The 11,899-nt window shown below is 71.2% G+C and carries 10 protein-coding genes and 1 pseudogene; 6 read left to right on the top strand and 5 right to left on the bottom strand.

The window, feature by feature from the left end:
• Positions 1 to 12 precede the first annotated feature (12 nt).
• Positions 13 to 543, top strand: coding sequence for a GNAT family N-acetyltransferase (locus tag ACZ60B_RS28320; protein WP_469391855.1), 531 nt, complete (start codon positions 13 to 15; stop codon positions 541 to 543).
• 96 nt (positions 544 to 639) lie between these two features.
• Here ACZ60B_RS28320 and ACZ60B_RS28315 read toward each other — a convergent pair whose 3' ends face one another.
• Positions 640 to 1,695: a LacI family DNA-binding transcriptional regulator gene (locus ACZ60B_RS28315; protein WP_469391751.1), complete on the bottom strand. Its 1,056-nt coding sequence runs from the start codon at positions 1,693 to 1,695 to the stop codon at positions 640 to 642.
• A gap of 513 nt (positions 1,696 to 2,208) precedes the next feature.
• Between ACZ60B_RS28315 and ACZ60B_RS28310 the strand changes: the two genes are divergently transcribed.
• The 4 genes from ACZ60B_RS28310 to ACZ60B_RS28295 all read left to right on the top strand — a co-directional run bounded on the left by ACZ60B_RS28310 (position 2,209) and on the right by ACZ60B_RS28295 (position 7,006).
• Entirely contained in the window at positions 2,209 to 3,534 is a 1,326-nt protein-coding gene (locus ACZ60B_RS28310) for an ABC transporter substrate-binding protein (RefSeq protein ID WP_469391749.1), read from the top strand.
• The gene (locus ACZ60B_RS28305; protein WP_469391746.1) at positions 3,531 to 4,559 is read left to right on the top strand and encodes a carbohydrate ABC transporter permease; all 1,029 of its coding nucleotides are present in this window, start codon (positions 3,531 to 3,533) and stop codon (positions 4,557 to 4,559) included. The genes ACZ60B_RS28310 and ACZ60B_RS28305 overlap by 4 nt, the downstream gene beginning before the upstream one ends.
• The gene (locus ACZ60B_RS28300; protein WP_469391744.1) at positions 4,556 to 5,467 is read left to right on the top strand and encodes a carbohydrate ABC transporter permease; all 912 of its coding nucleotides are present in this window, start codon (positions 4,556 to 4,558) and stop codon (positions 5,465 to 5,467) included. The genes ACZ60B_RS28305 and ACZ60B_RS28300 overlap by 4 nt, the downstream gene beginning before the upstream one ends.
• 111 nt (positions 5,468 to 5,578) lie before the next feature.
• Positions 5,579 to 7,006, top strand: coding sequence for a GH1 family beta-glucosidase (locus ACZ60B_RS28295; RefSeq protein ID WP_469391742.1), 1,428 nt, complete (start codon positions 5,579 to 5,581; stop codon positions 7,004 to 7,006).
• Between the two features lie 181 nt (positions 7,007 to 7,187).
• Here ACZ60B_RS28295 and ACZ60B_RS28290 read toward each other — a convergent pair whose 3' ends face one another.
• The 3 genes from ACZ60B_RS28290 to ACZ60B_RS28280 all read right to left on the bottom strand — a co-directional run bounded on the left by ACZ60B_RS28290 (position 7,188) and on the right by ACZ60B_RS28280 (position 10,919).
• Positions 7,188 to 8,672: a glycoside hydrolase family 18 protein gene (locus tag ACZ60B_RS28290; protein WP_469391740.1), complete on the bottom strand. Its 1,485-nt coding sequence runs from the start codon at positions 8,670 to 8,672 to the stop codon at positions 7,188 to 7,190.
• 172 nt (positions 8,673 to 8,844) lie between these two features.
• Positions 8,845 to 10,221, bottom strand: coding sequence for a sensor histidine kinase (locus tag ACZ60B_RS28285; protein ID WP_469391738.1), 1,377 nt, complete (start codon positions 10,219 to 10,221; stop codon positions 8,845 to 8,847).
• Positions 10,218 to 10,919, bottom strand: a complete 702-nt coding sequence (locus ACZ60B_RS28280) for a response regulator transcription factor (protein ID WP_152893945.1) — start codon at positions 10,917 to 10,919, stop codon at positions 10,218 to 10,220. Before ACZ60B_RS28280 ends, ACZ60B_RS28285 begins: the two co-directional genes overlap by 4 nt.
• Before the next feature lie 98 nt (positions 10,920 to 11,017).
• Between ACZ60B_RS28280 and ACZ60B_RS28275 the strand changes: the two genes are divergently transcribed.
• On the top strand, positions 11,018 to 11,572 hold the full coding sequence (locus tag ACZ60B_RS28275; RefSeq protein WP_469391736.1) for a hypothetical protein: 555 nt from the start codon (positions 11,018 to 11,020) through the stop codon (positions 11,570 to 11,572).
• A gap of 103 nt (positions 11,573 to 11,675) precedes the next feature.
• On the opposite strand, the pseudogene ACZ60B_RS28270 reads toward ACZ60B_RS28275, so the two are convergent.
• Positions 11,676 to 11,899: pseudogene (locus tag ACZ60B_RS28270) on the bottom strand (IS630 family transposase); the annotation flags it as partial.

The raw sequence follows: 11,899 nt of genomic DNA, 5'->3' as shown, positions 1-11,899 counted from the left end.
GGCGCCGGACTCCTGCGCACGCAATCCTGGCGCACCGCCCGTCTCGACCTCGTCCCGCTGCGCGTCGAGCACTCCGGGGAGATGGCCGACGTACTGTCCGATCCGGCCCTGCACACCTTCATCGGCGGCTCGCCCGCCACCGCGCAGGCCCTGCGGTCCCGCTACGCACGCCTCGTGGCCGGCTCCCCCGACCCGTCCGTCACCTGGTGCAACTGGGTGCTGCGGCGACGCCGGGACCCGTGTCTGGTCGGCACCGTCCAGGCCACCGTGACCGGCGGGAGCCTCGCGGAGATCGCCTGGGTCGTCGGCACGCCCTGGCAGGGGCGCGGCTACGCCTCCGAGGCCGCGCGGGCCCTCGTGGCCGGACTGCGCGCACACTCCGTCCGTACGGTCGTCGCCCACATCCACCCGGGCCACCCGGCCTCCGCCGCCGTCGCCGCGACGGCCGGGCTCTCCCCCACGGACGAGGAGCAGGACGGCGAGATCCGCTGGCGGCTGTCCCTGGCGCCGGAACCCGAGGCCGTCGTACCGCCGCGCGGCTGACCGCGGCCACCGGCCGCGGACGCGGTCCGAGCGTGGCCACGGGCCGGGGCGCGGTGCGGGCGCCGAGGAGCGGGCGGGCGGGGCCGCCCGCCCGGGTCACGAGGACGCCCGGGCCACCAGTTCCGTCGCCAGCACCACCTGACGTCGCTCCAGGCCCCGGGAGGCCGAGGGACGGCGGTCGGCGATCTCGTTGAGCAGCAGGTCGATCATGGTGCGGCCCATCTCCTGGATGGGCTGGCGGACGCTGGTCAGCGGCGGGTCCATGTGGCGGGCGATGGCCGAGTCGTCGTAGCCGACGAGGGCGACGTCCTCCGGGATGCGGCGGCCCGCCTCGCGCAGCGCCTGGCGGGCACCGGCCGCCGTCACGTCCGAGGCGGCGAAGACCGCGTCCAGGTCGGGGCGGCGGGCGAGGAGCTTCGCCATCGCGCTGCTGCCGCCCTCCTCGGTGAAGTCGCCCGCCTCGATCAGGCCCTCGTCCGGCGCGTGGCCCGCGTCGCGCAGGGCCGCGCGATACCCGTCGATACGCCGCTGGGCGCCGTACACGTCGAGCCGGCCGGTGATGTGCGCGACGCGGCCGCGCCCCCGGGACAGCAGATGCTCCACGGCCGAGCGGGCGCCGCCGTAGTTGTCGGAGTCGACCGAGGTGAGCGTCTCCGCCGCCGAGCGCGGGCCGCTGATCACCGCCGGGATCTCCAGTTGGGCGAGCAGGTCGGGCAGCGGGTCGTCGGCGTGCACCGACACCAGCAGGACACCGTCCACCCGGTGCGCGGCCAGGTACTCGGCGAGCCGGCGCCGCTCCCGGTCGTTGCCCGCGAAGATCAGCAGCAGCTGCATCTCGGTGTCCGACAGCTCGGCCCCGACACCGCGCAGCATGTCCGAGAAGTACGGCTCCGCGAAGAACCGGGTCTCCGGCTCGGGGACGACCAGCGCGATGGCGTCCGTACGGTTGGCGGCGAGGGCGCGGGCCGCGGTGTTCGGGACGTAGCCGAGTTCCGCGACGGCCGCCTCCACGGCGGCGCGGGTCGCGTCACTGACCCGGGGCGAGCCGTTGATCACCCGGGAGACCGTGCCGCGGCCGACACCGGCACGCGCGGCGACCTCTTCGAGGGTCGGCCGCCCGCCGCTCCGGTTCCGAGCTCCGTGGCCTGCCATGCGCTCCGCCCTCCCGTAGTACCCCGTACCCCACGTCGGCCTGGAATCTAACAGTCCCGCCCGGGACGACGGCCGCGCCCTGGGGCGCGGGGCCCCGCAGGACATGTCCGTCGACCGGGCGGAAACCCGGACGGAAGCCCCGGACGGGAGCTCCACCCGAACCGGTCCTCCGCTTGAACCGGACCGGAGCCACCCGAATCGGATCGAAGTAGCCCTGAACCGGACCGAAGTGGCCCCGGACCGAAGCGGCACCGCCCCGGCCCCGGTTCCGGTCCCGAACGGAATATCGTGCTCCAGTTAACAGCCCGATAACTGAACGCATATCTCCGCGCCGACTCCCTTGACACCCCCGCGCGGACCCGCGACTCTTCAACTCATCACCTGTGGGAGCGCTCCCACAGTACCTGACACATACACATCCCGCACGTTCCCCGCCCGAGCCGCAGCGAGAACAACGGGCGCCACCAATGCAGTTGGCCGGGGGGTCGGCACGTCAGGCAACAGGAGGACGCTATGCGCACGAGTACCCGCCGGTCCCGCCGGATGATGGCCTTCACGGTCGTCGCCGCGCTGGCTACGGGGCTGCTGGCCGGTTGTTCCAGCGACTCGGACGACAGCTCGTCGAATTCGAACGGTGGCGGAGACGCCAAGGGCAAGACCACTCTGACGATAGGCACCTTCGGCGTCTTCGGCTACAAGCAGGCCGGCCTCTACGACGAGTACATGAAGCTCCACCCGAACATCTCCATCAAGGAGAACGTCACCACCCGTACCGACGTGTACTGGCCCAAGACCCTCACCCGGCTCCAGGCCGGCTCGGGCACGGACGACATCCAGGCCATCGAGGTCGGCAACGTCACCGAGGCCGTCCAGACCCAGGCCGACAAGTTCGTCGACCTCGGCAAGGAGGTCGACAAGTCGCAGTTCCTGGACTGGAAGGTGGCCCAGGCGACCACCAAGGACGGCAAGACCATCGCGCTCGGCACCGACATCGGCCCGATGGCGATCTGCTACCGCAAGGACCTGTTCGCGAAGGCCGGTCTGGAGACGGACCGCACCAAGCTCGCCGCGCAGTGGAAGGGCGACTGGTCCAAGTACGTCGCCGTCGGCAAGGACTACATGAAGAAGGCGCCCAGCGGCACCAAGTTCGTGGACTCCGCCTCCTCGGTGTACAACGCGGCCCTCGGCGGCGGCAGCGAGCGGTACTACGACAAGGACGGCAACGTCATCTGGGAGAAGTCCAAGGGCGTGAAGCAGGCCTGGAGCGCCGCGATGGACGTGGCCACCAGCGACATGTCGGCGAAGCTGAAGCAGTTCGACCCGACGTGGGACCAGGGCTTCGCCAAGGGCTCGTTCGCGACGGTCGCCTGCCCCGCCTGGATGATGGGCTACATCCAGGAGAAGTCCGGTGACTCGGGCAAGGGCCAGTGGGACGTGGCGGCGGCGCCGACCGCGGCCAACTGGGGCGGTTCGTTCATCGGTGTCCCGACGGCCGGCAAGCACCAGAAGGAGGCCATCGAGCTGGCCAAGTGGCTGACCGCGCCCGAGCAGCAGGCCAAGGTCTTCGCCAAGCAGGCCAGCTTCCCGTCGACCCCGTCGGCGTACGCGTCCCTGCAGCCGGCCGCCGCCACCACGGAGTACTTCTCCAACGCCCCGATCACGCAGATCTTCGCCGACTCGGCGAAGACCATCCCGGTCCAGTACTTCGGCACCAAGGACCAGCCGATCAACACCGCGCTGACCGACGTGGGCATCCTCCAGGTCGAGCAGAAGGGCAAGACCCCGGCCCAGGGCTGGGACGCGGCAAAGGCTGAGATCAAGGACGTGCTCGGCCAGTGACCAGCTCCAAGCAGGCTCTCGCGCAGACCGCGACGAGCGCCGACGCCGCGCCCGGCTCACAGCCGGGCGCGGCCCGGGGCGCTCAGGATCGGGGTACGCCGCCGCCGGGCCCGGATTCCTGGCGCAGTCGGCTGTACCGCTGGGACATGAAGGCGGCGCCGTACGCATTCATCTCCCCCTTCTTCATCATCTTCGGGGCCTTCGGCCTCTTCCCGCTGCTCTACACGGCCTGGTACTCGCTGCACAATGTGCAGCTTTCCGGCCTGGACCACCAGACCTGGGCCGGTCTGGACAACTACAAGAACCTGCTGTCCTCGGAGTTCTTCTGGAACGCCCTGGGGAACACCTTCACCATCGGCGTGATCTCCACGGTTCCGCAGTTGCTGATGGCGCTCGGGCTCGCCCACCTGCTCAACTACCGGCTGCGCGGCTCGACCGTGTGGCGGGTCGTGATGCTCACCCCGTACGCCACCTCGGTGGCGGCGGCGACGCTGGTCTTCACGCTGCTGTACTCGTGGGACGGCGGCATGGTCAACTGGCTGCTGCACTTCGTCGGGGTACACCCGATCAACTGGCGCGAGTCGGACTGGGGTTCGCAGTTCGCCGTGTCCTCGATCGTGATCTGGCGGTGGACCGGCTACAACGCGCTGATCTACCTCGCGGCGATGCAGGCGATCCCCACGGACCTGTACGAGTCGGCCGCGCTCGACGGCGCCGGCCGCTGGCAGCAGTTCCGGCACGTGACGATCCCCATGCTGCGGCCGACGATCCTGTTCACGGTGGTCGTGTCCACGATCGGCGCGACGCAGCTCTTCGGTGAGCCGCTCCTGTTCGGCGGGGTCAGCGGCTCGAAGGGCGGCTCCGCGCACCAGTACCAGACGCTCGGCCTGTACATGTACGACCAGGGCTGGGGCATCGGCAACCTCGGCAAGGCGTCAGCGATCGCGTGGACGATGTTCCTGATCCTGCTGATCGTCGCCGCGATCAACATGCTGATCACCCGACGGCTGAGGAAATCCCAATGACCACGACTGAACTGACTGTCTCCGAGACGGAGTCGAGGGGAACCGAGGCCGCCCGGGAGCCCGGACGCCGCCGGGTGCTCGGCGCGGGCAAGCAGCTGCACGCGGGGCCGGTCACCTACATCGTCCTGACCGTCTTCGCGCTGGTCTCGCTCGCTCCGCTGGTGTGGACGGCCATCGCGGCCTCGCGCAACAACGCACGGCTGGCGCAGACCCCGCCGCCGCTGTGGTTCGGCGCGAACCTGTTCAAGAACCTCGAGTCCGCGTGGGACCAGGCCGGGCTCGGCACCGCGATGATCAACTCCACGATCGTGGCCGGGACCATCACCATCGGCACGGTCGTCTTCTCCACGCTCGCCGGGTTCGCCTTCGCCAAGCTGCGCTTCAAGTTCTCCGGGCTTCTGCTGCTGCTGACCATCGGCACGATGATGATCCCGCCGCAGCTCGCCGTCGTACCGCTGTATCTGTGGATGAGCGACCTGGGCTGGTCCAACCAGCTCCAGACGGTCATCCTGCCCACCCTGGTGAGCGCCTTCGGCACGTTCTTCATGCGGCAGTACCTGGTGCAGGCCCTGCCCTCCGAGCTGATCGAGGCGGCCCGGGTCGACGGCGCGAACAGTCTGCGCGTGGTCTGGCACGTCGTCTTCCCGGCGGCACGCCCGGCGATGGCCGTCCTCGGCCTGCTGACCTTCGTGATGGCCTGGAACGACTTCCTGTGGCCGATCATCGCCCTGAACCAGCAGGAGCCGACGGTCCAGGTCGCCCTCAACTCGCTGGGCACCGGTTACATCCCCGACCAGGCCGTCATCATGGCGGGCGCGCTGCTCGGCACGCTGCCGCTGCTGATCGCCTTCCTGCTGTTCGGCAAGCAGATCGTGGGCGGAATCATGCAGGGCGCGATCAAGGGCTGACGTCCCTGCCGTCCAGGGGGGCCGGGCCACCGCCGCTCCGGCCCCCGCGGCCCGCCCCTCCCTCCCCTTTTCCTTCCGTCGGTCACCCCGACTTTCCTTGGGAGCGCTTCCATGCCTGAACCCATTACGCCCGTGGCCTTTCCCCCCAACTTCCTGTGGGGCGCCGCGACCTCCGCCTACCAGATCGAGGGGGCGGTGCGCGAGGGCGGCCGTACCCCCTCGATCTGGGACACCTTCAGTCATACGCCGGGCAGGACGGCCGGCGGCGACCACGGTGACATCGCTGTCGACCACTACCACCGCTTCCACGAGGACGTCGAGCTCATGGCCGGCCTGGGGCTGGGCGCGTACCGGTTCTCGATCTCCTGGTCGCGGGTGCAGCCCACCGGCCGGGGTCCGGCGGTCCAGGTCGGCCTGGACTTCTACCGCCGCCTCGTCGACGACCTGCTCGCCCATGACATCAAGCCGGCCGTCACCCTCTACCACTGGGACCTCCCGCAGGAGCTGGAGGACGCCGGCGGCTGGCCGGAGCGCGACACGGCGCTGCGTTTCGCCGAGTACGCGCAGATCGTCGGCGAGGCGCTCGGCGACCGCGTGGAACAGTGGATCACCCTCAACGAGCCGTGGTGCAGCGCCTTCCTGGGCTACGGCTCCGGTGTGCACGCCCCCGGCCGTACGGACCCGGAGGCGTCGCTGCGCGCCGCCCACCACCTCAACCTCGCGCACGGCCTCGGCGCGAAGGCGCTGCGCTCGGTGATGCCCGCCCGCAACACGGTCGGGCTCAGCCTCAACTCCTCGGTGGTCCGGCCCCTCACCCAGGACCCGGCGGACCTGGCCGCGGCCCGCAAGATCGACGACCTCGCCAACGGTGTCTTCCACGGCCCGATCCTGCACGGCGCGTACCCGCAGTCCCTGCTGGCGGCGACGTCGTCGGTCACGGACTGGTCGTACGTCCTCGACGGCGACCTGCGCACGATCAACCAGCCGCTGGACACCCTGGGCCTGAACTACTACACGCCCACGCTGGTGTCGGCGGCCCGGCCGGACCGGCAGGGCGCGCGGGCGGACGGTCACGGGGCCAGCGAGCACTCGCCCTGGCCGGCCGCCGACGACGTCGACTTCCACCAGACCCCGGGCGAGCGCACGGAGATGGGCTGGACGATCGACCCGACCGGCCTGCACGAGCTGATCATGCGGTACAACCGGGAGGCCCCGGGCCTGCCCCTGTACATCACGGAGAACGGCGCGGCGTACGACGACAAGCCGGACCCGGACGGCCGCGTCCACGACCCCGAGCGCGTCGCCTACCTGCACGGCCACCTCTCGGCGGTCCGCCGGGCCATCTCCGACGGCGCGGACGTGCGCGGCTACTACCTGTGGTCCCTGCTGGACAACTTCGAATGGGCGTACGGCTACGAGAAGCGCTTCGGCGCGGTGTACGTGGACTACGCGACGCTGGAGCGCACGCCGAAGTCGAGCGCGCTGTGGTACGGGGAGGCGGCCCGCACGGGCACGCTGCCGCAGGTCGAGGGCGCCTGACCCCGGGCCCGCGGACGTCCCCGTCCCGGGGGAGGGGGCGTCCGCCGGTCCGGAACACACACGCGCGCCCCGGCCGGATGGGGGGTGGGAACCGGCCGGGGCGCGCGACCCCGTTTCCTGGATGTGGCTCGGATCAGCTGTGGCTCGGATCAGCTGTGAGTCGGGTCAGCTGTGGCTCGGGTCAGTTGAAGGCGGCGAACGCCTTCGAGAACGCGGAGTCGCCCTGGGCGATCGAGCTGCACGTGGCGTCCGCGACGTTCTTCGCGCCGCCCGCGCACTGCTTGTCACGGGTGGCGGACCACATGGACAGCCCGCCCAGGCCCTTGGACCTGGCGAAGGCGACGAGCTGGGCGGCGTCGTCGACCTTGAAGATCTCGCTGGCGACGTCGTTGACGCCGATCATCGGGGTGACGGCGACCGCCTTCCAGGCCGCGCTGTCGGAGAGGCCCAGCACGCTCTTGATCTGGGCCTGGGTGGCGGTGGCGGCCTGCTCGGCGTAGGTGCCCATGTCGCCGCTGTACGCCGGTCCGTAGTCCATCGCCATGATGTTGACGGTGGAGATGGCCACGCCGTTCTGCTTCGCGTCGGCGAGCAGGTTCACGCCGTCCTGGGTGAGGCCCTCCGGCATGACGGGGAGCGTGAAGGAGACGTCCAGGCCCGGGTGCTGCTTCTGGAGCTTGGCGATCGCCTGGGCGCGCTTGGTGTTCGCGGCCGTGTTGGGCAGCGCGCCGCCCTCGACGTCGAAGTCGACCTTGGTGAGCTTGAAGGTGTCCACGGCCTTGCCGTACGCCGCCGCCAGCGCGTCCGCCGAGGAGCAGGTGGTGGCCAGTTCGGAGCCGGACGCGCCGCCGAAGGAGACCCGGACGTCACCGCCCTTGGCGCGCAGCGCGCCGATCTGCGAGGCGACGCCGTCGTTCGCCAGGTCCGACACACCGCCGAACTTCGGGGTGCAGCCGCCGCCGTCGGTGACGAAGGCGAGGTTGTAGTTCTTGACGCCGGTCGCCGCGACGTTCGCCAGCAGGTCGTAGGCCGGGTAGAGCGAGGTGTCGACGTACGGGGCGAAGCCCGCCGTCGTGCCGGTGCCCGTGCCGGTGCTCTGCGAGGGGGACGCCGTGGGGGTCTGGGTGGCGGTCTGCGTGGGCGTCGGCGTGGCCGTCCTGGTGGGGGCGGCGGTCGCGGTCGGGGTCGCGGTGGGGGTCGCCGTCTCGGTCGGACGGCCGGTCGGCTGCGGCGTCGCGCCGGTGTCGACGGAGCAGCTCGCGCCGTCGATCAGACAGCCGGTCGGGTCGCCGCTGCCGTTGGCCACGAAGCCGACGGTGGCCGACTCGCCCACGGCCAGTCCGTCCGTGTCCCACTTCGGCGGCTTGACGGTGACGTGCTGGCCGCTGACGGTCGACTCGCCGTCCCACAGGGAGCCGATCTTCGTGCCCGCGGGGAGGTCGAACTCCAGGGTCCAGTCCTTCTCCCGCGCCCCGCTGTTGTTCGTGACGACGTACTGCGCGGTGTAACCCGTCGACCAGGAGCTGGTCTTGGTGTACGCGGCGCCGACGCCGGCCGCGTTCGCGACGCCACCGAGGATGACGGCGCCGCCACCGATCACGGCCGCGGCGACCGCTCCGCCGATCGCCTTGTTCCTGCCACTGATTCTGCGCCGGTGCGTGCTCATCGCGTGCCTGCCTTCACTCACTGCTCACGGGGGCGTCCCAGACCTGGGCCGTGGCAGCACGCTAGCGATCCGGAATCGGGCAAACCGCTTTATCCGGAGGGCCGTTGGAGATCTTAGGGTGCGCTTAAGGAAGGGATCGGAGACGGTTAAAGGTAGGGGCGGTGAGACGGGTTCAGCGCACCTTCTGCCCCCGCCTGCGCCGCCGGACCCGCCCGCGGTGCCCGCCGCGTTCGGGCTCGCGCCCGTCGAGCTGGATCCAGATCCGCACCTCCGTGCCGCCGAGCACGGAGGAGCCGATCCGTACGTCGCCGCCCGTCGACTCCGCGAGCCGGCGCACGATGTCCAGGCCGAGCCCGGTCGAGCCGTCGTTGCCCGATCCCCGCCCACGGGCCATCGCCGCCTCGGGGTCCGGGATGCCCGGCCCGGCGTCCGAGACCAGCACGATCACCGCGTCCTCGCCGTTGTGCACGTCGACCGCGAAGGCCGTGCCCTCGGGGGTGTGGCGGAAGATGTTGCCGAGCAGCGCGTCCAGCGCCGCCGCCAGGTCCGCGCGGGCCACGGGTATGCGCACCGGGTGGTCGGCCACGGCCACCCGCACCTTGCGGCCCTCGTCCTCCGCCAGCGCCGACCAGAACTTCATCCGCTCGCGCACCACCTCGCCCGCGTCGCACCCCGCGCCGAGTCCCGCCGCCACGGTCTGCGGCTTGGCCTCGCGGGCCGTGCGGATGATGGTGTCGACCTCGCGCTCCAGCTGCGCGACGGCCGCCCGGGTCTGCTCGGCGGCCGGTCCCTCGCCGAGCGAGGCCGCGTTCAGCCGCAGCACGGTCAGCGGGGTGCGCAGCCGGTGGGACAGGTCGGCGGCCAGCTCCCGCTCGTTGGCGAGCAGTTGGACGACCTGGTCGGCCATGGAGTTGAACGCGACGGCCGCCAGCCGCAGTTCGGTCGGCCCCTCCTCCGGCACCCGGGCGCCGAGCCGGCCCTCGCCGAGTTCGTGCGCGCCGTCGGCGAGCCGCTCGGCGGGCTGCACCATCCTGACGCCCAGCCGGTCGGCGACCGCGACCGAGCCGACGACCAGGGCGGCGCCGACCCCGGCGAGCACCGCCCAGGCCGTGCCGACCCCGTTGCTGACCTCGAACTCGGGGACGTACACCTCGACGACGGCCATCGCGCCGGAGCTCAGCGCGACCGGCTGGAGCAGGATCGAACCGCCGTGCACCTCGGTGGTGGAGACCCGGCCCAGCTTGCGTACCATCGCGATGTCCCCCTCGACGGCGCGCTGCCGGCCGAGTTCGACGGCCGCCTGGCCGTCGACCGCGGGTATGTGCACGGCCATCCCGGCGTCGGAGCCCGCGGAGGCGATGACGCGCTCCAGCTCGTCGCGGTCGGTGGTGATGGACAGCGCCGGGACGATCGCCGCGGCCTCCCGCTCGGCGTTGGAGAAGGCGCGGTCGCGGGCCATCTCCTTGATGACGAGCCCCAGCGGCACGGCGAAGGCGATCACGACCATCGTGGTGACCGCCAGGCACACCCGGACCAGCGCCCACCTCATCGGACCGGCTCCACGGGCGGCTCCAGCTTGACGCCGACGCCCCGCAGCGTGTGCAGATAGCGGGGCCGCGCCGCCGTCTCGCCCAACTTCCGCCGCAACCAGGAGAGATGGACGTCTATGGTCTGGTCGTCGCCGTACGACTGCTGCCAGACCTCGGCGAGCAGTTCCCTGCGGGGTACGACGACTCCCGGCCGGCCGGCCAGGAAGGCGAGCAGGTCGAACTCCCGGCGGGTCAGATCCAGCCGGGCGCCGTCCAGTTCGGCCTGGCGGCGCAGCGGGTCGACGGTCAGGCCGCCGACCCGGATGACGGTGGACGGCGGGGTGTCCGCGGCGACGGCACGGGACCGGCGCAGCACGGCGGCCATCCGCGCCGAGAGGTGCTCGACCGAGAACGGCTTGGTGAGGTAGTCGTCCGCCCCGGCGTTCAACAGCCTTACGATCTCCGCCTCGTCGTCCCGGGCGGTGGCGATGATCACAGGGACGTCGGTGATGCCGCGCAGCATCTTCAAGGCCTCCGACCCGTCGAGATCGGGCAGGCCGAGGTCCAGGATGACCACGTCGAAACGGAAATGAGCGACCTCGCGCAGCGCCTCCAGCGCGGTGCCGACGCTGCGCACCACATGGGCCGCGTCGGTGAGATGCCGGATGAGCGCCGAGCGGACGAACTGGTCGTCCTCGACCACGAGCACACTTGCCATGCGCCGCACCGTACGCCATCCGGGCGACACCGTTCGGCGCCTGTGGATAACTTCGACCACGTGCGGCCGGTGGGACGGGTGAGGCAGTATGGCCCGCGATGCGCAGAGGACTTGTACACGTACTGGCCTGGCTGCTCGCCACGGGCGCGGCGGTCACGCTGTCATGGTGGGGCGTCCACACGGTGATGACGGGCACGGCCTACGACCCGCCGCGCGCCCTGCCCATCGCCGCGGCGGACCCGACCATGCAGCGGTCGAGGCCGCTGGCCTCGTCGACCCACCGGGTGACCCCTTCGAGGACCCCGTCGGCCAGGCCGACCGGATCGGCCGCGCCGGCCGGTCCGACGGCCACGCGGTCGCCCTCGAAGTCCGCGACGGCGACGGCGCAGCCGGGTTCCGGCCCGTCCGCCACCTCCTCGGCCACGGCCGACAGCCGGATCAAGAGCTACGACACCAAGGGCGGCCGCTCGGTCTTCGACATCGCCGACACGTACGCGACGCTGGTGTCGGCGACCCCGGCCTCCGGCTGGTCGATGCAGGTGTTCAAGACGGAGACCTGGATCCGGGTGGAGTTCAGCGCGGGTACGGACCGGGTGTCGGTGTTCTGCACCTGGCACGACGGGCCGCCCCACGTGCAGGTCGTCACGTACTGAGCCGGACGGGTCCGCACCCGGGCCCCGGGCCGGTGGGTCCTAGGGCGTGTTTCGAAAGTGGCGTCGTCCGCCCGCCGGGCGGACGGGACTTTCGAAACACGCCCTAGTGTTCTGAGTCGGGAATTCTGTTCAGATAGCTGGCGAGGCGTTCGAGGATCTCGTCCGTGGTCTTCGTCCAGACGTAGGGCTTGGGGTCGGTGTTCCAGGCGGCAATCCAGTTGCGGATGTCCTTCTCCAGGGCTTGGACGGACCTGTGGACGCCTCGCCGTATCTGCTTGTTGGTCAGTTCGGCGAACCAGCGCTCGACGAGGTTCAGCCAGGACGAGC

It is taken from the genome of Streptomyces sp. NPDC104096 (assembly GCF_055584385.1).
The sequence above is the reverse complement of the archived record's forward strand: the minus strand, read 5'-3'. Positions and strand labels throughout refer to the sequence as shown.

Bases quoted from the DNA above. Each gene is read 5' to 3' on its own strand.
- ACZ60B_RS28285 (WP_469391738.1), bottom strand. From the start codon at position 10,221: ATGAGGTGGGCGCTGGTCCGGGTGTGCCTGGCGGTCACCACGATGGTC.
- ACZ60B_RS28310 (WP_469391749.1), top strand. From the start codon at position 2,209: ATGCGCACGAGTACCCGCCGGTCCCGCCGGATGATGGCCTTCACGGTC.
- ACZ60B_RS28290 (WP_469391740.1), bottom strand. From the start codon at position 8,672: ATGAGCACGCACCGGCGCAGAATCAGTGGCAGGAACAAGGCGATCGGC.
- ACZ60B_RS28315 (WP_469391751.1), bottom strand. From the start codon at position 1,695: ATGGCAGGCCACGGAGCTCGGAACCGGAGCGGCGGGCGGCCGACCCTC.
- ACZ60B_RS28275 (WP_469391736.1), top strand. From the start codon at position 11,018: ATGCGCAGAGGACTTGTACACGTACTGGCCTGGCTGCTCGCCACGGGC.
- ACZ60B_RS28280 (WP_152893945.1), bottom strand. From the start codon at position 10,919: ATGGCAAGTGTGCTCGTGGTCGAGGACGACCAGTTCGTCCGCTCGGCG.
- ACZ60B_RS28300 (WP_469391744.1), top strand. From the start codon at position 4,556: ATGACCACGACTGAACTGACTGTCTCCGAGACGGAGTCGAGGGGAACC.
- ACZ60B_RS28295 (WP_469391742.1), top strand. From the start codon at position 5,579: ATGCCTGAACCCATTACGCCCGTGGCCTTTCCCCCCAACTTCCTGTGG.